Genomic DNA, 23,331 nt, shown 5'->3' with positions numbered 1-23,331 from the left:
ATGCAGCTTTTTCGGAACGCAGCACTATCACTCCCCCTCCGGCTCGGTCGGCTTCTCAGTCATCTCTTCGGCACGGAGCGGCGGAGCGCCGTGCGGGCCGCGCAGCCGGATCATCGTGTCGATCACGTCGACATCGATCATCAGCATGTCGAGATCGCGCGTCATCTCGCGCACCTCCTGGCCCTTGCGCGCCAGCTCTTCGGATACGTCGACCGCCATCCTGCGCTCTTGCCGTGCGTGTTGACGAATAGCTTCGCGCCCATCCATTCCAGCCGCGCCCGCTGGGTGTCGCGCTCGAACTTCTTCTCCACGTAGCGCCGCCGCGCCTCCGCATAGGCGGCGGTCAGCGCGGTTTCCGGCAGGCTCCACAATAGCTCGACCGACATGGTCATGCCGTTTCAGGTCCCCGGGGCTTCGGATCGGCGGAGGTCTCGCTCCGCAGCCCATCAAAACCTTTCGGCGGAGGATTCTCAAGGGCCGTTCGCGCCCCCGGCCTCATGCAAATTGCGCCAGGCCGTGGCAAGACTGTCGCCCATACGACCGATCTCGTGCTCGACAAGGCGACTGAAACCGTCAGCAGAAAGCAAGCGCGTTACCGCATCCCCGTTCCCGGTGCCGACGAACCGGCAGACGACCGCCTCCAGCTCACCGGCATCCCTGCGGCGCGCCACCGCGAGCAGTGTCATCCGATTGCGTCTCGTCCGCAAGAATTGTGGATCATCGATGATCTCGTCAATGCAACGTGGGACTTCCCACAGGCCAGCTCTTCATCACCATCGTCCAATCGAGGGCGCGCGATTGAACCTGCCGGTCCGGGAGGATGAGACCGGCCGTGCGGAAGATCGTTGCGAGTCCCCGGACGGGGTGCAGTGCCCAATCCGCGCCTGCGGTCGAGAACCAGCACGCGAACTGTTCGCGCGCGACATCAACGCGGTCCTGCTGCGCGGCGACGATCGCCCGCAGGATGCCGTGCTCGCTGTCCGACACGCGCGGACAAATGGGGCAGTGAACCTCGATGGCGGTGTGGGCCGTGCATGCGAAGATCTCAATCAGCGCTTCGAGCGAGGGCACGGCATCGCCGACACGAAAATGGTCATACACTTGCTGGATATCGGCTGCGGTCGGAACGGCGCTTCCGCTGCGGACCTTGGCCCGGAAACCCCAGATGAACAGCCGCTCCGCTGCGCTCAAGGTGGGGAGTTCGAGGGATCTTGCGTGTGTCGATGGATGCATGGAGCCTCCGGTCTTTGGCTGCGCGCACCGCGGTTGGCGCTGGAAATCTTCGTCGATCGTTCTGCCAGAGCCTTGCCCAAGTCAACGCGCGGAAGGCCGATATCGAGGTCTTCTAGACTTGCAGCGCTTGAACGTCCCCTGTTTGGAATCATTCAACCCGCGCGCAAGCCTCGCGCCGGCGAGGCTGTCGATGGCGCGCCATTGACCCGTCCACGTAATTCTGCGGGATTTCGGGGACCCGATTGCTTAAAGCTTTGCTAAGGCGTTCAGGATAAACTGGCATATCTGCATTGCCAATTCATGCGAGCACCGATGATTTTTTCCCGCATCAGTTTCAAGCTGGTTCTGATCGTTGCCATCAGCCTTGTCGGCATGATCGCGCTGGCGCCAATTGCGCTCTCGACCCTGCGGAGCCAGATGGTCGCCGATCGCCAGGCCAAGACGCAGCATATGGTCGATATCGGCTACGGCATTCTGGCGCATCACCAGAAGCTCGAAAGCGAGGGAAAGCTGATGCGCGAGCAGGCGCAGGCCGCGGCGATCGCGGAGATCAAGAGCCTGCGTTACGACAAGGTCGAGTATTTCTGGATCAACGACCTGACACCCAAGATGGTCATGCATCCGATCAAGCCCGAGCTCGACGGCAAGGACCTCTCCGGGATGAAGGATCCCTCCGGCAATACGCTATTCATGGGCTTCGTCGACGTCGTGAAAAAGCAGGGCGCGGGCTTCTACAGCTATCTCTGGCCCAAGCCCGGCTTCGAGCAGCCGGTGGCCAAGATCTCCTATGTTAAGGGCTTTGCGCCCTGGGGCTGGATCATCGGTACCGGCATCTATCTCGACGACGTCGACGCCGCCTTCCGTCAGAATGCCATGACGCTTGCGCTGGTGTGCCTGGCGGTATTTGTCCTCGTGCTCGGCTGCTCCTTCGTGATCGGCCGCAGCGTCACCCGGCCGCTGGCCAAGATCACTGCGCTCACCGAGCGCCTCGCCGCCGGCGACAGCGCGTTCGATGTGCCCGACACCCACCGCCGCGACGAGGTTGGCGGGCTCGCCAAGGCGCTCGCCGTGTTCAAGGACAATGCGTCGGCGGTGCGCCAGATGCACGCAGAGCAGGACGAGCTGAAGCGCAAGGCCGACGACGAGAAGCGCAAGACGATGGCCGATCTCGCCGGCAGGTTCGAGGCCAGCGTTCAGTCCGTCGTCCGCGACGTCTTCAACGAGGCGCGCGAGATGCAGCAGGCCGCACGAGGCATGTCCGAGACCGCGAACAAGGCAACTGAGCGTGCCTCCTTCGTCGCCACCGCTTGTCAGCAGGCCTCGAGCAACGTGCAGACCGTGGCCTCCGCCGCCGGCGAATTGTCGTCCTCGATCTCCGAGATCAGCCAGCGCGTCACGCAGGCAGCAAGCGTAGCCGACAAGGCCGCTGCCGACGGCCAACGCACCAACGATACCGTGCAGGGGCTTGCCGCCGCCGCGCATAAGATCGGCGAGGTCATCGATCTCATCAACCAGATCGCCTCCCAGACCAACCTGCTCGCGCTCAACGCCACCATCGAGGCAGCGCGCGCCGGCGAAGCCGGCAAGGGCTTTGCCGTGGTCGCAAGCGAGGTGAAGTCGCTGGCGAGCCAGACCGCAAAGGCCACCGACGAGATCGGCGCGCAGATCTCGGCGATCCAGGCCGAGACCAACCAGGTCGTCGGCAACATCGAAAGCATCCGCAGCACCATCATGGAGGTCAACGAGATCTCGTCCTCGATTGCAGCCGCAGTCGAGGAGCAGGGCGCCGCGACGCAGGCGATCGCTCACAGCGTGCAGGAGGCGGCCTCCGGAACCGACCAGGTCTCGCGGAACATTTCCGGCGTCACCGATGCGACGGCCGAGACCGGCCAGGCCGCCGGCCTCGTATTGCAATCGAGCGGCCGGCTGACGCAGAAGCTGCAATCGCTCCAGGACGAAGTCAGCACCTTCGTTGCCGGCGTGCGGGCGGCCTAGTATAGCAGGAGGATGGCTCCCAATTCCGGTCGGCGCACGCGCATCCTTCTGATCAATCCCAACAGCCTCGAGGCGACCACCGCAATGATGGTCGCCATCGCCAAATCTGCAATGACGAACGGCTTCGACATCGTTGGCGCCACCGCAACCCGCGCGCCGCAGATGATCGTGACGCCGGACGCGCTTGAGGCGGCAGCGCCTGAAGTTGCCGAGATTGCACAGGCGCACGAGCGTGCCTGCGACGGCATCATCGTTGCGGCACTCGGCGATCCCGGCCTGAATGCGATCAGGGCAGCCACGGGCCTGCTAGCGGTCGGCATCGGTGAGTCGTCGATGCTGGAAGCCGGAGCGAATGGCCGCCGTTTCGGCGTGGCGACCACGACGCCGCTGCTCAAATCGAAGATCGACGCCTTGCCAGACGCGCTGGGATTGCGGTCAGGCTATACCGGCACCCGCCTTGCCGAAGGCGATCCGCAAGACCTGATGCGCGACCCGGCGCGCTTGCGTGCAGCTCTCGCCGGTGCGGTTGAGGCCTGCATCGCGCAGGACGGGGCCGAGGCGGTGATCATCGGCGGCGGGCCGCTCGGCGAGGCCGCGCGCGAGCTTCAGCCGATGTTCGCCATGCCGGTCATCGCCCCGATCCCGTCTGCCGTGGGGCGGATTATTCGCCTCATCGCAGCCCCTACGGCCAGCTGATATTCCGGCCCGCGGGACCGGCCGTGGCGACCGGCTTCCTCTCTCTTGACGGCTGCGGCCAAAGTGAAGAAGCAGGATGACAGAACCTGCCGTCGCGCTTGCTTGCAGGCATGGAGACCACTGCATGTCGTTCAAGAAACTCCTGATCGCCAATCGGGGCGAGATCGCCATCCGCATCGCGCGCGCGGCGGCCGATGCCGGCATCGCGACGGTTTCGATCCATCCCGCCGACGATGCGCTGTCGCTGCACGTGCGCATTGCCGACGAGGCGGTCGAAATCCCCGGCCGCGGTGCCCGCGCGTATCTCGATATCGAGGCCGTGGTGACCGCGGCGAAGGGCGCCGGCTGCGATGCCGTGCATCCCGGATACGGCTTCCTCAGCGAGAACGCCACCTTCGCAAAGGCCTGCACAGCCGAAGGTCTTGCCTTCGTCGGGCCGAAGGCGGCCGCGCTGGAGCTGTTCGGCGACAAGGTCGCGGCGCGCCAGCTTGCCAAGCGCTGCGGTGTGCCGATTGTCGCCGGCACGAGCGGCCCATCGACGCTGGACGAGATCACAGCCTTCTTCGCTTCACTCGGCGGCAACGCAGCAATCGTGATCAAGGCAATGGCCGGCGGCGGCGGCCGCGGCATGCGCGTGGTCGAGAACGCCCCCGATCTTGCGGAAGCCTATGCGCGCTGCCAGTCCGAGGCCAGGGCGGCATTCGGCTTCGACGGTGTCTACGCCGAGCGCCTGATCCGGCAGGCGCGCCACATCGAGGTGCAGATCATCGGCGACCGCCATGGCGCGATCAGCCATCTCTGGGAGCGTGAGTGCACCATCCAGCGCCGGCACCAGAAACTGATCGAGGTCGCGCCGAGCCCCTCGCTGAGTGAGCCCCTGCGCGGCCGCATCATCGAGGCGGCGAAGCAGCTTGCGGCGGCGGCGTCCTACGACAATCTCGGCACGTTCGAATTCCTGGTCGATGGCAGCGCGGATGACAGCTTTGCCTTCATCGAGGCCAATCCGCGGCTCCAGGTCGAGCACACAGTCACCGAGGAAGTGCTTGGCCTCGACCTCGTCCGCGCCCAGCTCGCGGTCGCTGCAGGCGCTTCGCTGGCCTCGCTCTGTCTGGCGCAAAGCGCAATTCCAAAGCCGCGCGGCTATGCGATGCAGCTCCGCGTCAACATGGAGACGCTGGACGAGACTGGCGCGACCCATCCGACCGGCGGCGTGCTCGCCGTGTTCGAGCCGCCGTCGGGGCCCGGCGTCCGGGTCGATAGTTTCGGCTATGCCGGCTACAAGACCAGCGCTGCCTTCGACTCGCTGCTCGCCAAGGTCATCGTGCATACGCCGGGCGATGCCTGGCACGATGTGGTCGCCAAGGCTTCGCGTGCCTTGCGTGAATTCCGGATCGACGGCGTCGTCGCCAACATCGCCTTTCTCCAGGCGGTGCTGGCGCATCCGGATTTCGTGGCCAACCGCATCGCGACCGACTTCATCGATCGCAATATCGCGAGGCTCGTGGAGGCGGCCGATGGCGCGGCCAAGCCGCTCTACTTTGCTGCGACAGAGCGAAGCGGCGGTCCGGGGACCGAAGCGCACCTCGACCGACGAGTGCCTGAAGGCGCAGTGATGGTCGCTGCACCTCTGCAAGGAACCATCGTCGTCATTCAGGTGAAGGAAGGCGAGATCGTGCGCCCGGGCCAGCAGCTTGCCGTGATCGAGTCCATGAAGATGGAACATCTGGTCATGGCCGAGCAGGGCGGCCGCGTCATGAAGCTTCTTGCCGGCGACGGTGTCACGTTGATGCATGGTGAGGCGGTCATGTATATCGAGCCGCTCGACGTTGCGGCCGATGCGTCGACGGCGGAAGCCGATGTGGACCTCGATCACATCCGCCCCGATCTCGCCGAGCTGATCGCGCGCCAGGCCAACACGCTCGATGCGAACCGGCCCGCCTCGGTCGAGCGTCGCCGCAACACCAACCAGCGCACCGCGCGCGAGAACGTCGCCCAGCTCGTAGACGAAAACTCGTTCATGGAATATGGCAGCCTCGCGATCGCGGCGCAGCGCCGCCGCCGCAAGCTCGACGATCTCGTCAAAAACACGCCCGCGGACGGCCTCATCATGGGCGTCGCCACCGTCAACGCCGAACAGTTCGGTGCGGAAGCCGGCCGCTGCATCGTCGTGGCCTATGACTACACGGTGCTCGCGGGCACGCAGGGCCACATGAACCACAAGAAGATCGACCGCATGCTGACCCTTGCGGAAGACTGGCGCGTGCCGCTGGTGTTTTACGCGGAGGGCGGCGGCGGCCGGCCCGGCGACACCGACCGGCTCGGCATGACCGGTCTCGATGGCCCATCTTTCGTGCAGTTCGCAAGGCTCTCCGGCCTTGTGCCTGTGATCGGAATCGTCTCCGGCTATTGCTTTGCCGGCAACGCCGCGATGCTCGGCTGCTGCGACGTCATCATTGCCACCAGGAACGCCTCGATCGGCATGGGCGGCCCTGCCATGATCGAGGGCGGCGGCCTCGGCGTCTATCACCCGGCCGAGGTCGGCCCGGTCTCGTTCCAGTCCCCGAATGGCGTCATCGACATCCTTGTCGAGGACGAGGGGGAGGCGACGCGGGTCGCGCAGAAGTACCTGTCCTATTTCCAGGGCGCGGTGACACAGTGGCAGGCTGCCGACCAGCGCCTGCTGCGCCGCGCGATTCCGGAGAACCGCCTGCGGGTCTACGACATCCGCAGCGTGATCGATCTCGTTGCGGACAACGATTCCGTGCTGGAGCTGCGCCGCGACTACGGCGTCGGGATGGTCACCGCGCTGATCCGCATCGAAGGCAAGCCGTTCGGCCTGATCGCCAACAATCCGCGCCATCTTGGCGGCGCGATCGACGCCGATGCCGGCGACAAGGCCGCGCGCTTCCTCCAGCTCTGCGACGCCTTCGATCTCCCCATCATCTCGCTCTGCGACACGCCCGGGTTCATGGTCGGGCCCGAAGCCGAGAAGACCGCGATCGTGCGCCACGTCTCCCGCATGTTCGTCACCGGTGCGAGCCTCACCGTGCCGCTGTTCGGCATCGTGCTGCGCAAGGGCTATGGGCTCGGCGCGCAGTCGATGATCGGCGGCGGCTTCCATGCCTCCTTCTTCACCGCGGCCTGGCCGACCGGCGAGTTCGGCGGCATGGGTCTCGAAGGATACGTCCGCCTCGGCTTCCGTAAGGAAATGGAGGCGATCGCCGATCCAGCCGAGCGCGAGACCTACTACCGCAACAAGGTCGCCGAGCTCTATGCCAACGGTAAGGCGGTCTCGATCGCGTCCGTGTTCGAGATCGACAACGTCATCGACCCTGCGGAGACGCGGCGCTGGATCATGGCGGGCCTGCGTTCGGTGCCCAAACCGCCTGCGAGGACGACGAAGAAGCGGCCCTGCATCGATACGTGGTGAGGGCGGTGCAGCAATTTGATTGCGCTGTGCCCGTTCCCGGTTCCCAATTGACATCCCTGCCTGTGGTGCCAGACTTTGTACAATACAGGGTGGAGACGTCCGCGATGGTCAGCCTTTCGGCCTCGAACCATGTCGCCCGGGTCTTGTCCGTCGCCAGTCATGTGGCCGACGTCGATTCCTCCTCGCGGATCGCCAGTTCCTGGCGGCGCTGCCTGATCAGCCACAAGCTGGATCCCGCCCGTCAGGGTCCGCCGCAGACGCTGACCGAAGCGGAGGTCCGGCACGTCGCTGAGCCGATGGAGCAACTGATCCGGCAGGCAACGCCGGAACTGGAGGATCTCGCCCGCGTGCTGCGCGATGCCGGCTATTGCGTCAATCTCGCCGACCCCAGCGCCACAATGCTTTGGAGCCGGCTGCCCGGCGCCGCCGATACCGAAATCTTCATGCGCTGGAAGGTCTACACCGGCTCGAACTTCTCCGAGGCCTTCGAAGGCACCAATGGGCTCGGCACGGCGCTGGCTGAGCAGAAGCCGATCCTGGTGCATCGCGACGAACATTTCCGCGCGCAATGGAGCATGTTCTCCTGCGCGGTGACGCCGCTGTTCGATGAAGCTGGTCGCCTCGCCGGTGCCGTCAACATCACGTCCTGCCGCGATGACCTCAGCCGCACCGCGCACCAGCTCGCGCTGGCCGTGGCCATCGAAGCGACGCGGCGGATCGAGGGCGCGATCTTCCGCGGCCATTTCCGTAATGCCTGGATCGCGACCGTGCCGGGGGACAGCGGCCTGCTCGCCTATGATGATGACCGCCGCATCGTTGGCGCTTGCCGGTCGGCGCGTGCGCTGCTGGGCCTCACCGACGGACTGATCGCATCAGGCATCGATCTGTCGCGTTACATCAAATTCGATCAGGCAGCACATGGCACCGACGATCCGGTCGAGCTGCGCCGCGCTGATGGCAGCTCGTTGGGCCAGGGCCATATCGCGCCCCCGTTGCGCGCCAGGTCGTCCGCGCGTCCGGTTGCGTCCCGCCGCGAGGCCCCGATCGACCGCTTCGACGCCCTGCACCGGCTCGCCGGCCGCGATCCCGGCCTGATCAGAAGCGTGAAGCGGCTCAGAAGCATCGGCGATCACAATCTGCCGGTGCTGCTGCATGGCGAGACCGGGGTCGGCAAGGACGTCTTCGCGCGTGCCATTCACGCGGCCAGCAACCGCGCGCGCAACAACTACGTCGCGCTGAACTGCGCGGCGATGCCGGAAAGCCTGATCGACGCCGAACTGTTCGGCTACGAGGCCGGCGCCTTCACCGGCGCGCGGCGCGACGGCTCGAAAGGCCTGATCGTGCAGGCCGATGGCGGCACGCTGTTCCTGGACGAGATCGGCGACATGCCGATCGCGCTCCAGACCCGTCTGCTTCGCGTGCTGGAGAACCGCGAGGTCTGGCCGCTCGGCGCGCTCAAGCCGATGCCGGTTGACATCCGCCTGATCAGCGCCACCCATCGCGATCTCGGTCACATGGCGGAGGAGGGCGCCTTCCGCGCGGACCTTTATTTTCGCCTGCGCGGCTTGGAAGTGCGACTGCCGGCACTGCGCGAACGCGCCGATCGGGACGACGTCATCCGCCAGATCGCGAGCGAGGAGGCGCCGTTTTGCCGGCTCTCGCAGGAAGCCTGGTCGCTGCTCTCGACCTATCCGTATCCCGGCAACATGCGCCAGCTCCGCCACTTGCTGCGGCTCGCCGGCTGCACGGCGGAGAATGGCATCATCACCGATGCCGATCTCGATCTGCCGCCGTTCGGTGGAAGGGCGGAGCCGGACCTCGCGGCAGCGGAACGCGCGACGATCACGGAAGCACTGCGCAAGCATGGCGGCCGGGTGACTGAGGCGGCGCGAGCGCTGAAGCTCAGCCGCGCGACGCTGTATCGGAAGATCAAGACGCTGAAGATCGCGACTGCACAGTAGCATTCAACTGCTCTTGTCAGCGGCGCTCTTTCTTTCCCTCTCCCCTTGTGGGAGAGGGTGGATCGCCGCAGCAGCGAGACGGGTGAGGGGCCTCTCTCCGCGATTCCTCTCACCCGTTGTGTGCGTGGAGACACCCCTCATCCGGCGCGCTACGCGCGCCACCTTCTCCCACAAGGGGAGAAGGAAAGAGTCATCTGCCTCCTCACGAAAAATCGCTCCAGCTCAGATGCCGCGAGTCGAGATCGCCGACGGTTACGGTGCCGCGCATCTCGCGCGGGGTGTGGAAACTGCTGCGGAGATAGACGAGCGGGGTGGCTTCCGTCGCGTGCGACACGCCGCTCACCTCGCCGACGAAGATCGAATGCGTCCTGGTCTCGAATTCCTGTGCCAGTAGGCAGTCGAACGCCGCGACCGCATCCGTCAGAACCGGCGCGCCGGTTGCGCCGCGCGTCCACTGGCCGAAGGCAAAACGGTCGTCGCCGTTGACGCCCTTTTGGCCGCTGAAGGTCAATGCCAGCAGCGCGTGATCCTCGTGCAGGAAGTTGATTGCAAAGGCGCCTTCCTCGCGGATGCGCACGTGCGCACTGGCGTTGCGGTTGACGCAAACGATCAGCGAGGGCGGATTGTCCGACAGTGAGCAGGCCGAGGTCACCGTCAGCCCGGTGCGGGTGCCGTGCTCGGCCCCTACCGTCACCAGCGCGACGGCGCCGGCGCATTGGCGCATCGCCTGCTTGAAATCCTTTGCATCGATGCTCACGCCTGAGCCTCCGAAAATGAAGCGAGTGCGGCACGGTCGCGCCGCACCCGCTTGCGGTCAAGCCGCCTTCTTCGCGGAGCCGAGATGCAACAGCCGCGGCATCACCTCGTTCTTGAGCAGCGAGAGCGAGTGGTGCCAGGCTTCCGCCTTGTGCTTGTAGTCGAAGCCGAACACCAGGAGCACGCCGAAGCCGCCGACCTCGTCGTAGATCTTCTCGATCTTCTCGGCGACGGTGGCGGGCGAGCCGACGATCCAGTTCCGCTTGGCGCAATATTCGACGGTGACGTCGCTGTCGGGCACGTCGGGCGCGTGCTTCAGATAGTCCTTGAAGCCGAAATGGCCGAGCAGCGGCAGGAAGTATTCGTGCATCATCCGGCCCATCATATCGCCGGTGGAGAGCTTCCAGGCCTCCTCGTCGGTGTCGGCGACGAACACCTCGCGCACCAGCCGCCAGTCCTGGCGGTTCGGCTTGCGTCCGGTCTTCGCGGCGCCGATCTCGACCGAGTCCCAATGGCTGCCGACATAGGCCGGGTTGAGGTTGAGGCTCATCGGGATGAAGCCGCGCTCGCCGGCAAGCTTCAGCGTGTCCGAGTTCTTCGACAGCCCGGCAACCCCGATCGGCGGATGCGGCGCCTGCAACGGCTTGATGTGGGGCTTGAGGAAGTCGAACATCGTGTCCGGCTTGGTCACCGTCCAGTACTTGCCCTTATAGGTGAAGGGCGCAGGATCGGACCAAAGCTTCAGGATGATCTCCAGCGCCTCGCGAGTCATGTCGCGGTTCTGCCCGCTCATGCCGTCGACGTTGAACATCGCCCAGTCGCTCGGCAGGCCCGACGCCGCGACGCCGAAATTGAGCCGCCCCTCGGACAGATGGTCGAGCATGGCGACACGGTTGGCGAGCTCGGCCGGATGGTGATAGGGCAGCAGGAAGCCGCCGGGCCCGATCCTCAGCTTCTTGGTCTGCATCAGCGCCTGGGCGATCAGCAGGTCCGGCGCGGGATTGGGTTCCCAGGGCGCCGTGTGGTGCTCGCCGACCCAGGCCTCCTGATAGCCGAGCTCGTCGAGCCAGCGCATGACTTGCAGGTCCCAGTCGTTCCCTTCCTTCAGGCCGCACTCCGGCGGGTGCGAAGGCATCGTGAAATAGCCAATCTCCATCGGTTTCCTCATCTGATGTTGTCGCGTCTTGCTGCGCGGTTCACGGACGTGAGCGAGGAGACTTGAGCAAGCGGTGTGCCAGCGCGCGGATGCCGCGAAGATGCGAGAAAAGGCTGGTTTGAGCCGGCAATAGCCGATATCTCGGGGCAGATTTGCGGGCGGTCGTCTCATTGTCGCGAGACGGCGTCCCGTTGGTGAGACGAGAAGCGATATGACTGAACCCGCCTATGTCGCGGTGGACTGGGGCACCAGCAGTTTTCGGCTGTGGCTGATCGATGGCGCCGGCGACGTCCTGGCCGAACGCCGCAGCGGCGAGGGTATGCTGGCTGCGGCCAAGGCGGGCTTCGCCGCCGTGCTGCAATCGCATCTCGCTGCGGTCGAGGCGCCGGATCATCTGCCCGTTCTCGTTTGCGGCATGGCCGGTGCCCGCACCGGCTGGGTCGAGGCCGGCTATGTCGACACGCCGGCGCCGCTCTCTGCCATCCTGCAGCAGGCCGCGCGCGTGCCGGACGAGGCATGCGACATCCGCATCCTGCCGGGCATCGCGCAGCGGGATCCCAATACGCCGGATGTGATGCGCGGCGAGGAGACCCAATTGCTCGGCGCGCTCGGCCTCGATGCCCGAGGCGAGGCGCTGGTCTGCATGCCCGGCACGCATTCGAAATGGGTGCGTGTGAACAACGGCACCGTCGAACAATTTTCGACCTTCATGACCGGCGAGCTCTTTAGCGTGGTTTCGCGCGAGACGATCTTGTCGCTTGCGGTGGCCGGTGCCGACGAGGCCGAGGACGTTGCGAGCTTCAAGGTGGCCGTGATCGCCGCGTTCGAAGCGCCGGCTTACGCGGCCAACCTGCTGTTTCGCGCGCGGTCGCGGCAGCTCCTGTTCGGCGGCACCCCGGCCGCGGCGCGCGAGACGGTTTCGGGCACGCTGATCGGCATCGAGCTGGCGGCAGGCCTCTCCCGCACTGTGCCGAAAGCGGGCATCACACTCATCGCGTCGGGGCGGCTGGCGATGCTGTATCGGCTGGCCTTTGACGCGCTGTCGGTGCCGGTCGCACCACTCGAGGCCGACGAGGCCGTCCGCCGCGGCCTGTCGATGGCGGCTGCCGCGATCTGGACAAGATAGAAGGAATTTTGACATGAGCGTTCCCTTTCCGCCGATGAAGCGGCCGCTGGTCGCGATCCTGCGCGGCGTGAAGCCCGAGGAAACCGAGGCCATCGTCGGCGTGCTCATCGAGGCCGGCATGACCGCGATCGAGATTCCCCTGAACTCGCCGGATCCATTTCGTTCCATCGCGACCGCCGCGAAGCAAGCGCCGGCCGACGTCCTGATCGGTGCCGGAACGGTGCTGACGGCGCAGGATGTCGATCGGCTTCACGATGTCGGCGGTAAGCTCATGGTCTCGCCGAATGTCGACACCGAGGTGCTGGCGCGGGCGCATCAACACGCCATGGTGACAATGCCCGGCGTGTTCTCGCCGACCGAGGCGCTGCTCGCGGCGCGGTCGGGGGCGTCGAGCCTGAAATTCTTTCCCGCCAGCGTGCTCGGCGCATCCGGCATCGCCGCGATTCGCGCCGTGCTTCCGGCCGGCGTGATGATCGCCGCCGTCGGTGGCGTCTCCGATCAGAATTTTTCGGAATACATCAACGGCGGCGTGACGGCGTTCGGGCTCGGCAGCAGCCTCTACAAGCCTGGCATGACGGCCGCCGATGTCGCGGCCCGCGCCAGGGCGACGATCGCCGCTTACGATCGGGCGATTGCGAAAGACTGAGCCGGCAATAAACAAGCCGTGATCATGCCTGGTCTGTTGTCCCTCATATTGTCGCGATGTTGATGTTTCAGCATCGTAAAATGTGGGTGGGGACAGCAGGAGACCGACATGGCGATCAACAACGTGGCCGATCTGTTCGTGGCAACGCTCGAACAGGCCGGCGTCAAGCGGATCTACGGCATTGTCGGCGACAGCCTGAATGCTTTGACCGAAGCGTTGCGGCGCCGTGGCACGATTGAATGGGTGCATGTTCGCCACGAGGAGGTTGCAGCCTTTGCCGCAGCCGGTGAAGCGGAGATGACGGGTAGCCTTGCGGTCTGCGCTGGCTCTTGCGGCCCGGGCAATCTGCATCTGATCAACGGCCTGTTCGACGCGCATCGCAGCCGGGTTCCCGTGCTGGCGATCGCCGCCCAGATTCCCACCGCCGAGATCGGCAGCGGCTATTTCCAGGAAACCCATCCGCAAAACCTGTTCCGGGAATGCAGCCATTACTGCGAGCTGATCTCGGACCCGAGCCAGCTTCCTTACGTGCTCGAAAACGCCATCCGCGCTGCAGTGGGCATGCGTGGCGTCGCCGTCGTCGCCATGCCCGGCGATGTCGCCTTCCGCGCGCCGCCGAAGCGTGCGCTGTCCACGACGCGAGGGCTCACATTGTCGGCGCCGAAAGTCGTGCCGGCGGAGGACGAGCTGAAGGCGCTCGCAGACCTGTTGAACGGCGCCGGGCGCGTCACCCTGTTCTGCGGCCGCGGCTGTGCCGGGGCGCATGCACCGCTGATGCAGCTTGCGGAAGCCTTGAAGAGCCCGATCGTGCATGCGCTCGGCGGCAAGGAGCATGTCGAATACGAGAATCCCTATGATGTCGGCATGACCGGTTTCATCGGCTTCTCCTCCGGCTATGCCGCCATGCACGCCTGCGACGTCCTGGTGATGCTCGGCACCGATTTTCCCTATAAGCAGTTCTTTCCGACCGACTGCCAGGTCGCGCAGATCGACATCCGTCCGGAAAATCTTGGCCGGCGCGGCAAGATCGATCTCGGCGTCGTCGGCGATGTCAAGCTGACCATCGAGGCCCTGCTGCCGCTCCTCAAGAGCAAGACGCAGCGCAAGCATCTCGACGATGCGATCGCGCATTACAAAAAGGCGCGCGAGGGCCTCGACTCGCTGGCCAAGGGCACACCGGGAGCCAAGCCGATCCATCCGCAATATCTCGCGAGGGTCATCAGCGACCAGGCCTCCGACGATGCTGTGTTCACCGCCGATGTCGGCACGCCGACGGTGTGGGCCGCGCGCTATCTCGACATGAACGGCCGCCGCCGGCTGATCGGCTCGTTCGTGCACGGCTCGATGGCCAACGCCATGCCGCAGGCGATCGGCGCGCAGGCCTCGCAGCCCGGCCGCCAGGTGATCTCCCTATCGGGCGACGGCGGCTTCACCATGCTGATGGGCGATCTGATCACGCTGACGCAGATGAAGCTGCCGGTGAAGGTCGTCGTCTTCAACAATGGCGTGCTCGGCTTCGTTGCGCTGGAAATGAAGGCGTCCGGCTTCGTCGACACCAACGTCGATCTTCAGAATCCGGATTTCGCGGCGATGGCGCGCGCGATGGGCATCTTCGCCAGGCGCGTCGAGGATCCCGGTGAGCTCCCCGGCGCGATGCAGGAGATGCTGGCCCACAACGGGCCGGCACTGCTCGACGTCGTCACCGCCAAGCAGGAGCTGTCGATGCCGCCGACGATCACGCCCGAGCAGATCAAGGGTTTCAGTCTTTGGGTCCTGCGCGCCGTGATGAACGGCCGCGGCGACGAGGTCGTTGACCTCGCCAAGACGAATCTGCTGCCGCGCTAAAGCGCGATCATGCGCTAGCTGCGCTTGGCCGAGGGTTGAGGCAGCTGCTCGTCGCGGCGCTGGAAGCGTTGCCAGTGCAGCACGATGCCGATCAGCAGCGCCGGGACGAAGCCCAGCGCGATCAGGAAATGCGGCAGTTGCTTCGGCGAGATGAAGGCAATCGCGATGTCGGAGATCAGCCAAAGCGCGGCGAACATCACCGCGAAATCCAAGCGCGGGCAGCGCAAATAATAGAACACGGCGGTGATGACGATGGCTGGCCCGATCGCGATGCCGATCATGACCGTCGTCAGCTCCTTCGGCGTCAGCGCGTCGAGCATCATCGCTGCCAACAGCCAGATGGCGGCGAACATGGCGACGATGTCGAGCGGATGCCGCAACCCAATTCCTCTCGCAGGAAACGCACTATCGTTGTGGCCGCAAACCCCGTCCGTCAAGTAAAATACGCCTATTCCTCGTCGCTTCCGGGCGTCGGGCGCAGCATGAAATGACCGAAGGCGGAGGCGATCGGCCTATTCGCATCGTCCTGCCAGGCCCGCGCCTCGAAGGCGACGATGCGCCGGCCCTGCTTGACGATCGAGACATTGGCAAAGCTGTCCAGCGCGCGGCCGGAACGCAAATAGTTGACAGTGAGTCCGATCGGTTTGGGTAGTGCGGCGATCCCGAGCTCGCGCGTCACGCCGACGATCGCGGTGGTCTCGAGGAAGGCTCCGGTCATGCCGCCATGGATGGCGGGCAGGATTGGATTGCCGATGATCTTTGGCGAGAACGGCATCGTCAGCGTGCCGTCGTCGTTGATGCGAATGCCGAGCCAGCGCGCGAACGGGCTGCTCGCGAACGCGCCGTTCGGATCTTCAGGCGCCTCCAGCGTCGGGACGCTGCGCGAATCCATCCTGCGGTCCGCCAGCATGTTGGTGCGATTGGCGCCGATCATGAAGCAAGCGGTCGCGGTCGCGACCGGATCGCCCTCGGATTCCTGATAGGCGGTGGAGCGCACGAACGCTATCGAGCGGGTGGTGCGGTAGCAGACTGAATGCGCCTTGATGTCGAGGCCCGGGGTCGCCGGCTTCTGGTAGTCGATGCGCAGATCCAGCGTCGCGATCGCGCTTGTGCCGTCGAGCGCGAGCTGCACCGCCATGCCGCAGCTCTCGTCCAGCATCGCCGTGACGACGCCGCCATGCAGCACGCCGGTCTCGGTGTCGCCGACGAACACGGGCCGGTAGGGAAGGCTCGACCAGGCCTCGCCCGGCGCGAACCGGTCAAGCTGGAGACCGCTGATATGGCCGTAATCAGAGCGGCGGCCCTGGATGGCCTCGGCGAGTTCCTCGAACGGGAGCGTGATCGGAGAGGTGGACATGGTGACGTTCTAGACCAGTGCCGAGCGCCACGCAAAACCTCGCATGCGCCGTCTAAGCCTGGTCCGCCAGGGCGGTTTGGCCTCGACAGAGCCGGGCGAAGCAACGATGGTGGGCTCTCTGTTTGTCCACTACCCGTAAGGAGTGCCCATGGCCGATCCCGAGACGCCCGCCACCAGCCAGGGTCCCGTCACCATTTCGAGCTCCAGCGCGGAGCGGGCGCCCATCGTCTATTTCGACGGCGCTTCCTGCTTCGGCCATCACAACGGTGCGATCCAGATCGAGCTCGCCGCGAACCTGCTGATGCCGGTCGGCGCCGCCGTCAGGGTCGACGTGGTCCAGACCGCGCATCTGCGCTGTAGCGTGGCCGCGGCGCTGGCGCTGCGCGAAGCGCTCGACAAGGCGCTCGCGATGTATCAGCAGGGACGGCAGCAGCCGACGGAGGAAATTCCGACGGTGAAGAATTGAGGCTGGCGCTGTAGAGGTTGCGAACCGGCTTGGCTTTGTGGTTCGAGACGCGCCGTAAGGCGGCGCTCCTCACCATGAGGGTCTGAGATTTCGCCGCGAAACAAGACCTCATCCTGAGGAGCCCGGCAACAGCGGGCGTCTCGAAGGATGGGCTGCAGGATGCCGGTCCTGAAGGGTGAACAGCCCTGTGTCAGCTCACATGCACCTTCGGCTTCTTGCCGTCGTTCCACTTGCCGTCAAGGGCGCGCTCGATTTGCGCGGCGAGTTGCAGCAGCAGGCCATCACTGGCCTGCTTGGCGATGGCCTGGATGCCGAGCGGCAGGCCGTGCTCGTGGGTCGCCATCGGCATCGAGATCGCGGGCATGCCGCAGAGATTGGCGAGCGGCGTGAAGGCAAAATTGCGCCAGAGATTGCCGAACCAGTCGAGCACGTCGGGATTGTCGGAGATGGTGAGATACTCTTTCGTGCCGACCTTCGGCGTCGGCAACGCGGTGATCGGCGTCAGGATCACGTCCCACTGCTCGAAGAACGCGCCGAAGCTGCGCGACGTCGTGTTGAACACGCCTTGCATCTTCGCGCGCTCGGCAAAGCTTGTGTGCCGGCCTGCTTCCCAGATCCGGATGTTGACGGGCTCGACCAGATCTTCCGGCGGCCGCTCCAGCCCGCGCGCGGCCAGCATGTTGGAGATCACCACGGCAAAGTTGCTGATGTAGCAGGTGGTCTGCGCCTCGAATGCGGCGCGGAAGTCGAGCTCGGGCAGGGCATAGTCGACGTGATGACCAAGGCCTTCGAGGAAACGGCCGGCCTTCGCCAGCTCGGCGGCGATGTGCGGCGTCGCGGTGTAGTCGCCCCAGGTGTGCGACAGCGCAATCCGGAGCTTGCCGGGATCGCGCTTGATCATCTCGCCGTAGGGCTGCGCCGTGGTCCAGAACGGCATGAACTCGCCGGGAGCGGGGCCGCGGGCGTGGTCGACAAAGGCCGCGGTGTCGCGCACGGAGCGCGATTGGCAGCCCTGGATCGAGACGAGGCCGGTGAGGTCCGACATGTGCGGGGCGAGCGAGAACACGCCGCGCGAGACCTTCAGCCCGATATTGCCGTTGACGCCGGCGGGAATGCGGATCGAGCCGCCGCCGTCGGTTGCATGCGCGATCGGCACCACGCCGGCCGCGACCATTGCGGCGCTCCCCGCCGACGAGCCGCAGGTGGTATAGTCGGTGTCCCAGGGATTGCGCGTGACATAGATGGCGGGATTGTCGGCCGAGCTGCACACGCCGAACTCTGGGGTCGTGGTTCGCCCGATCAAGTTCAGCCCGGCCTGACGAAACTTTCCGGTCAGGAACGTGTCGGCGGCAGCGCGATTGCCGCGCATCAGCAGCGAGCCCATCTCCTGAAGCCGGCCTTTCATGGTCGGCCCCAAATCCTTCATCAGGAAGGGCAGGCCGGCGAACACACCGGCAAGATTGGCGCCGTCCTTGGCCGGGTCGGCGATCACGTCCTCGAACAGCTCGACCACGCCGGACAGCGCCGGATTGACTTTGGCGACGCCGGCAGCGGCCTGGCGCGCCAAGTCCTTCGCCGTGAGCTCGCCCTTGCGGACGCGCGCCGCCAGCCCCACGCCATCGTGCTGCGCCCATTCGTTCCAGCTCATCGGCAAAGTCATGCGGTCCAAACCTCTTCGTGCGCCGCCATCTTAGTTTCGCACAGGAACATTTTAATCAACTGAGCCGGCGCGAAGGGCAGGGTTGCACCGGATGGAGGGGTCGTTGGCAAGCCCGCATTGCACGCGCACGCATCAATTCGAGAGCTTTGCAATCGCCGCGACTGGCCCGCCGCCGGCCGGCCCCTGATGCTCGGCGCCACCGGAGACGTAGACCGCACTGGTGCCTGCGAGGCCGGCGATCAGGCCGCCGACCGCGGCGCGGGCGTGGCGTGTCGAGCTGATGTCGGTGTCTTCCAGCATGGTGTGGCGCAAGCCGCGCACGCTGCCGTTCGGCGAGGCCTCCGCCTTGGCGAAGATATTGACGAACTCGCGCCCCGCGGTTGCCTGCGGCGCGATCCCGAGTCCGACGCTGTTCAGCGCTGCGATCACCGCGGCGGAGTCGATGGCGTCGCTCATCACGGCGTGCCCGATCTCGAATTCGCTCACCGATGACGCCGAATTGCCGAGCACGATGACGACATTGTGCATCAGCTCGATGCCGGCCGAGGTGGAAGCGACCTTCGAGAACAAATCGTAGCGCCGCAGCACGTCCCCGTCGCCGATATCGGATGCGATCTCGCCAAGCGCGACCGCAACCCCGAGCGCGGAGGCGCCGCGCGAATACGCCATCGAGCCGTAGGCGCTGGTCGTCGCCGTCTTGTTGCCACGCGCGCTTGCGGCTTCGACACGGTCGCTGGTCAGCAGCGGGCACTTGATCTGCACGAAATGGACGTCGGCGGGATCGGCGATCCCGGCATCCTCCATCGCGGTCTTCACCGCCTTGGCCGTCTCCGCGATCTGAGCGGAACGGCCGAGCTCCTCGGGGAGGAAATTCCTCGTGTGCGCCATGCCGATGCTCAGGCGTTTGCCGGAGATGCCTGCCGGCTGTTCGCCGACTTCCCGGCGCGTGAATACGGTGATGTGCGGGCTGAGCACACCCTCGGTGCCGCCGGACATCACGAAGGCGATGCGCTGTTCGACTTCGTGCGGCGTCAGGCCGAGATGAGGCGCCAGCGCCGTGCACAGCGCGGCAACGGCGTATTCCCGGGTGAAATCATTGACGCCGCCATTGCCCTCGGTTTTGCCGAGGATCGCCAGGATCGATGCCGGATCGATCGCGCCGGAGTCGATCACGCTCACGAGGCCGGACACGTCGCCGGGGCCCTTGGTGGCGATCCTGATGACGCCGACCGATGTCGTCCGCATTATAGTCCTCGTGTGGGGTTCAGGGGCCCGGCGGACAAACCAGCCGTTGAATGGGGGCGACTGTCAAGCCACAAGCGGCTATTCCCGACGTCGTCCTGGCGAAGGCTAGGACCCATTGCCCCAGGGAGTGGTTTGGCGAAGACTCGTCCGGTACTGATATCGACAGCAATCGATGGATCCCGCGGTATGGGTCCTGGCCTTCGTCAGGACGACAACGGAGTATGTGCGCCGTCTTCGCCGCACCCGCACGATTGTGGCGAGATCGCATCGCGCCCGCAAAAAAACCTCTGTCGACGGTTGCGCGCCGCACCTTGATGAATCAACCTTGGTTGGTCCATAAGCGGCGTCCCGCGGCCCGGTTTCGGTTTCCGCGTTGCGTGCTTGGATAGAGGGGTTCTCGCGTGGCGAATATCAACCTGAAAATTGCGCAGGAGCTTGGGGTTCGCCCGGAGCAAGTCGAGGCGGCGGTGACGCTGCTCGACGGCGGCGCCACGGTTCCCTTCATCGCCCGCTACCGCAAGGAAGCGACCGGTGCGCTCGACGACACGCAATTGCGCAACCTGGAGGAGCGTCTGGTTTACCTGCGCGAGCTCGAAGACCGCCGCAAGACCATCCTCGAATCGGTCCGCGAACAGGGCAAGCTCGATGCGGCGCTGGAAGCCACCATTCTCGCCGCCGACAGCAAGGCGCGCTTGGAAGACATCTATCTGCCGTTCAAGCCGAAGCGCCGCACCAAGGCGGAGATCGCGAGGGAAGCCGGCCTCGAGCCGCTTGCCAACCAGCTGATGGCGGAGCCGGGCAACGATCCGAAACTCGTGGCCGAAGCCTTCGTCAACGCCGAGAAGGGCGTCGCGGATGCCGCCGCCGCACTCGACGGTGCCCGCGCCATCCTGGTCGAGCGTTTCGATGAGGATGCCGACCTGATTGGCGCTTTGCGCGAGGAGATGTGGACAAATGCGCGCATGGCATCCACCGTGCGCCAGGGCAAGAAGACCGAGGGCGAAAAATTCGCCGACTATTTTGATTTCTCCGAGCCGCTGACCAAGCTGCCCTCGCATCGCATCCTCGCGATGTTCCGCGGAGAAAAAGAAGAGATCCTCGACCTCCAGATCCAGGCCGAGGCCGAAGCGCCGCCCGCCGGCGTGCCGGGCGCCTATGAGCTGAAGATCATGAAACGGTTCGGCATCGCCGATCTCAAGCGGCCCGGCGACCGCTGGATGATTGACACCGTGCGCTGGGCCTGGCGCACGAAGATTCAGGTGCATCTCAACATCGATCTGCGCATGCGGCTGTGGACTGCGGCTGAGACCGAGGCCGTGCGCGTGTTCGCTTCGAACCTGCGCGACCTCTTGCTTGCCGCGCCCGCCGGCACCCGCGTCACGATGGGCCTCGATCCCGGCTTCCGCACCGGCGTCAAGGTCGCGGTGATCGATGCAACCGGCAAGGTGGTCGACACTGCCGTGATCTATCCGCACGAGCCGCAGCGGCAGTGGAACGAGGCGCTTGCGGTCCTTGGCAAGCTGGCGCTGAAGCATGGCGTCGAGCTGATCGCGATCGGCAACGGCACCGCCTCGCGCGAAACCGACAAGCTCGCGGCCGACCTCGTCAAGGGCCTGCCCGACCTGAAGATGACCAAGATCGTGGTGTCGGAAGCCGGCGCGTCGGTCTATTCGGCCTCCGCCTTTGCGTCGCAGGAATTGCCCGAGCTGGACGTCACCCTGCGTGGTGCGGTCTCGATTGCCCGGCGTCTCCAGGATCCGCTCGCCGAGCTCGTCAAGATCGAGCCCAAGGCGATCGGCGTCGGCCAGTATCAGCACGATCTCGGTGAGGCCAAGCTCGCGCGCTCGCTCGATGCCGTGGTCGAAGACTGCGTGAACGCGGTTGGCGTCGACGTCAACACCGCCTCCGCGCCGCTGCTCGCACGGGTCTCAGGTGTAGGCTCCGGGCTCGCGCAGAGCATCGTGCAGCATCGCGACGCCAACGGCCCGTTCAAGTCACGAAAGGCACTGAAAGACGTGCCGCGGCTCGGGCCGAAGGCGTTCGAGCAGTGCGCGGGCTTCTTGCGCATTCTCGGGGGCGAGGATCCGCTCGATGCCTCCGGCGTGCATCCGGAAACCTATCCGGTGGTGCGGCGGATTCTCAGCGCCACCAAGAGCGATATCAAGGCACTGATCGGCAACAGCGAGATCGTGCGCACGCTGAAGCCGAAAGACTATGTCGACGAAACCTTCGGTCTGCCGACCGTCACCGACATCCTGCGCGAATTGGAAAAGCCCGGCCGCGACCCGCGCCCCGCATTCAAGGCCGCAGTGTTCAAGGAAGGCGTTGAGGAGATCAAGCATCTCAAGAAGGGCATGATCCTGGAGGGTACGGTGACCAACGTCGCCGCCTTCGGCGCCTTTGTCGACATCGGCGTGCACCAGGACGGGCTCGTCCACATCTCGGCGATGTCGAAGACCTTCATCAAGGACCCGCGCGAGGTGGTGAAGCCCGGCGACATCGTCAAGGTGAAGGTGCTGGACTTCGAGGTCGCACGCAAGCGCATCTCGCTGACGCTGCGGCTCGACGACGAGGTCGGCGAGAAGAAGGATGCGCCCGGCATGCAGCGCGACAATTCGCGCAACACCGCCCGCATGACATCGTCGGCGCCGCGCAAGCAGGAGCCCTCGGGCGGCGGCGCACTCGCCGAAGCCCTGCGTCGCGCAGCCGAGAAGAACGGCGGCAAGCGCGCGTGATGTCTCAACCTCTCCCGCTCTTCAGCGGGAAGAGGTCGGAATCGGCGCGCAGCGCGAATTCCGGGTGAGGGGAGCCCCCGCGAGTTGAGCTGCTCGACGTACCGAGAGCTCTATCCACTCGTCATTGCGAGCGCAGCGAAACAATCCAGACTGCCTTCGCCGGGACAGACTGGATTGCTTGTGCGCCAGGCAAGCTGGCGCGGTCCAACCGGTGGAAGTCCGGTCCGGGTAAGCCGTAGCGGGCGCCCGGTAGTGAGTGTTGCGGTGTCGTCGGCGACGGCGGCAGCGAAGCGTACACAACGATGCTGTGGGGTGGCTATTGAGCCGCGAAAGACAGAAACTCGCAGAGGCCGAGGCGGTAAGCAACGTCGAAGGCAACATGTGCGGTCCCGTTATGCGAGGGGCTGACGCTCTGCCGTGGTCGAAGACCCCATCACGCAGTAAGGGACCGCGCCGGAACCTGGGAGGTCCCGCATTCGACCGCAGGCGGCATGCGCCTTCGGTCCGCATCGGGAAGGCGAGGAGCCGAAGCCGATGACGAACGAACGCGGGAAGTCGGACGCGGCCATAGTAGCGGCGAAGCCGGCGAACGAGGCAGAGCGATCTGCGAAAGGAGCTGGTGGAGCGAAGGGCCGCGACCAAGGGGAATGCGGACCAGCAAAGCACGTCCCGGACGCCGAGCCGGACAAGCGTGACACAGGCGCTGGAGCGCATACGACGAACTGCAAGGGAAAGGAAGAAGGAGAGGTTCACCGCGCTGCTTCACCACATCGATCCCGACCTGCTCGAGGCGGAGTTCTTCGCGTTGAAGAAGCATGCCGCGCCGGGCACGGACGGGGTGACGTGGCGGGACTATGAGCAAGATCTCAAGGCCAACCTTGAGGATCTGCATGCCCGTGTCCACCGGGGAGCGTACCGGCCGCAGCCGTCGCGGCGGGTCTACATCCCAAAGCCGGACGGACGGCAGCGCCCGCTGGCGATCGCGGCCCTCGAGGACAAGATCGTGCAGCGGGCAACGGCTGTG

General features: G+C 65.5%; 19 protein-coding genes and 1 pseudogene. 10 read left to right on the top strand and 10 right to left on the bottom strand.

The features are described 5' to 3' along the window. Positions 1 to 27: 27 nt before the first annotated feature. The 4 genes from IVA82_RS40650 to IVA82_RS40635 form a co-directional block, all read right to left on the bottom strand. Entirely contained in the window at positions 28 to 165 is a 138-nt protein-coding gene (locus IVA82_RS40650; RefSeq protein ID WP_247387145.1) for a hypothetical protein, read from the bottom strand. Continuing rightward, complete coding sequence (locus IVA82_RS40645; RefSeq protein ID WP_247387144.1) at positions 162 to 392, bottom strand: hypothetical protein; 231 nt, start codon at positions 390 to 392, stop codon at positions 162 to 164. Before IVA82_RS40645 ends, IVA82_RS40650 begins: the two co-directional genes overlap by 4 nt. A 78-nt stretch (positions 393 to 470) precedes the next feature. Then, the gene (locus tag IVA82_RS40640; protein WP_247387143.1) at positions 471 to 686 is read right to left on the bottom strand and encodes a hypothetical protein; all 216 of its coding nucleotides are present in this window, start codon (positions 684 to 686) and stop codon (positions 471 to 473) included. Positions 687 to 732: 46 nt separating this feature from the next. Next, positions 733 to 1,233 (bottom strand): hypothetical protein, encoded by a 501-nt coding sequence (locus IVA82_RS40635; protein ID WP_247387142.1) that lies wholly within the window; start codon positions 1,231 to 1,233, stop codon positions 733 to 735. A 312-nt stretch (positions 1,234 to 1,545) separates the two neighbouring features. Here IVA82_RS40635 and IVA82_RS40630 point away from each other — a divergent pair, with 312 nt between their 5' ends. The 4 genes from IVA82_RS40630 to IVA82_RS40615 all read left to right on the top strand — a co-directional run bounded on the left by IVA82_RS40630 (position 1,546) and on the right by IVA82_RS40615 (position 9,315). After that, positions 1,546 to 3,228, top strand: a complete 1,683-nt coding sequence (locus IVA82_RS40630) for a cache domain-containing protein (protein ID WP_247387141.1) — start codon at positions 1,546 to 1,548, stop codon at positions 3,226 to 3,228. Positions 3,229 to 3,240: 12 nt separating this feature from the next. Next, on the top strand, positions 3,241 to 3,924 hold the full coding sequence (locus tag IVA82_RS40625; RefSeq protein ID WP_247387140.1) for an aspartate/glutamate racemase family protein: 684 nt from the start codon (positions 3,241 to 3,243) through the stop codon (positions 3,922 to 3,924). 124 nt (positions 3,925 to 4,048) lie between these two features. Continuing rightward, the gene (locus IVA82_RS40620; protein WP_247493870.1) at positions 4,049 to 7,354 is read left to right on the top strand and encodes a carboxyl transferase domain-containing protein; all 3,306 of its coding nucleotides are present in this window, start codon (positions 4,049 to 4,051) and stop codon (positions 7,352 to 7,354) included. Positions 7,355 to 7,458: 104 nt separating this feature from the next. Further along, entirely contained in the window at positions 7,459 to 9,315 is a 1,857-nt protein-coding gene (locus IVA82_RS40615) for a sigma-54-dependent Fis family transcriptional regulator (RefSeq protein WP_247493869.1), read from the top strand. A 202-nt stretch (positions 9,316 to 9,517) separates the two neighbouring features. Here IVA82_RS40615 and IVA82_RS40610 read toward each other — a convergent pair whose 3' ends face one another. Both IVA82_RS40610 and IVA82_RS40605 read right to left on the bottom strand, forming a co-directional pair. Next, complete coding sequence (locus IVA82_RS40610; protein ID WP_247387138.1) at positions 9,518 to 10,072, bottom strand: flavin reductase family protein; 555 nt, start codon at positions 10,070 to 10,072, stop codon at positions 9,518 to 9,520. 57 nt (positions 10,073 to 10,129) lie between these two features. After that, the gene (locus tag IVA82_RS40605; protein ID WP_247387137.1) at positions 10,130 to 11,227 is read right to left on the bottom strand and encodes an LLM class flavin-dependent oxidoreductase; all 1,098 of its coding nucleotides are present in this window, start codon (positions 11,225 to 11,227) and stop codon (positions 10,130 to 10,132) included. Between the two features lie 211 nt (positions 11,228 to 11,438). On the opposite strand from IVA82_RS40605, the gene IVA82_RS40600 reads away from it, so the two are divergent. The 3 genes from IVA82_RS40600 to poxB all read left to right on the top strand — a co-directional run bounded on the left by IVA82_RS40600 (position 11,439) and on the right by poxB (position 14,844). Beyond that, positions 11,439 to 12,353 (top strand): 2-dehydro-3-deoxygalactonokinase, encoded by a 915-nt coding sequence (locus tag IVA82_RS40600; RefSeq protein ID WP_247387136.1) that lies wholly within the window; start codon positions 11,439 to 11,441, stop codon positions 12,351 to 12,353. 13 nt (positions 12,354 to 12,366) lie between these two features. Then, complete coding sequence (locus IVA82_RS40595) at positions 12,367 to 12,999, top strand: 2-dehydro-3-deoxy-6-phosphogalactonate aldolase (protein WP_247387135.1); 633 nt, start codon at positions 12,367 to 12,369, stop codon at positions 12,997 to 12,999. 108 nt (positions 13,000 to 13,107) lie between these two features. After that, positions 13,108 to 14,844 (top strand): ubiquinone-dependent pyruvate dehydrogenase, encoded by a 1,737-nt coding sequence (gene poxB / locus IVA82_RS40590; protein ID WP_247387134.1) that lies wholly within the window; start codon positions 13,108 to 13,110, stop codon positions 14,842 to 14,844. Positions 14,845 to 14,858: 14 nt separating this feature from the next. Here the strand turns inward: poxB and IVA82_RS40585 are convergent, their stop codons facing one another. Both IVA82_RS40585 and IVA82_RS40580 read right to left on the bottom strand, forming a co-directional pair. After that, positions 14,859 to 15,224, bottom strand: a complete 366-nt coding sequence (locus IVA82_RS40585; protein ID WP_187436127.1) for a hypothetical protein — start codon at positions 15,222 to 15,224, stop codon at positions 14,859 to 14,861. A 68-nt stretch (positions 15,225 to 15,292) separates the two neighbouring features. After that, positions 15,293 to 16,201: a hotdog domain-containing protein gene (locus IVA82_RS40580; protein ID WP_247387133.1), complete on the bottom strand. Its 909-nt coding sequence runs from the start codon at positions 16,199 to 16,201 to the stop codon at positions 15,293 to 15,295. 148 nt (positions 16,202 to 16,349) lie between these two features. Between IVA82_RS40580 and IVA82_RS40575 the strand changes: the two genes are divergently transcribed. After that, positions 16,350 to 16,667, top strand: coding sequence for a hypothetical protein (locus tag IVA82_RS40575; protein WP_247387132.1), 318 nt, complete (start codon positions 16,350 to 16,352; stop codon positions 16,665 to 16,667). A 190-nt stretch (positions 16,668 to 16,857) separates the two neighbouring features. Here the strand turns inward: IVA82_RS40575 and IVA82_RS40570 are convergent, their stop codons facing one another. Both IVA82_RS40570 and IVA82_RS40565 read right to left on the bottom strand, forming a co-directional pair. Further along, positions 16,858 to 18,327, bottom strand: a complete 1,470-nt coding sequence (locus IVA82_RS40570; RefSeq protein WP_247387131.1) for an amidase — start codon at positions 18,325 to 18,327, stop codon at positions 16,858 to 16,860. Between the two features lie 132 nt (positions 18,328 to 18,459). Continuing rightward, on the bottom strand, positions 18,460 to 19,572 hold the full coding sequence (locus IVA82_RS40565) for a ring-opening amidohydrolase (RefSeq protein WP_247387130.1): 1,113 nt from the start codon (positions 19,570 to 19,572) through the stop codon (positions 18,460 to 18,462). Positions 19,573 to 19,973: 401 nt separating this feature from the next. Here IVA82_RS40565 and IVA82_RS40560 point away from each other — a divergent pair, with 401 nt between their 5' ends. Together IVA82_RS40560 and IVA82_RS40555 are read left to right on the top strand one after the other, a co-directional pair. Continuing rightward, positions 19,974 to 22,307, top strand: a complete 2,334-nt coding sequence (locus IVA82_RS40560) for a Tex family protein (RefSeq protein WP_247387129.1) — start codon at positions 19,974 to 19,976, stop codon at positions 22,305 to 22,307. A 691-nt stretch (positions 22,308 to 22,998) separates the two neighbouring features. Continuing rightward, a pseudogene (locus IVA82_RS40555) lies at positions 22,999 to 23,331 on the top strand (group II intron reverse transcriptase/maturase); the annotation flags it as partial.

The organism is Bradyrhizobium sp. 142 (assembly GCF_023074015.1).
In the GTDB taxonomy this organism is placed as follows: domain Bacteria; phylum Pseudomonadota; class Alphaproteobacteria; order Rhizobiales; family Xanthobacteraceae; genus Bradyrhizobium.
The sequence above is the reverse complement of the archived record's forward strand: the minus strand, read 5'-3'. Positions and strand labels throughout refer to the sequence as shown.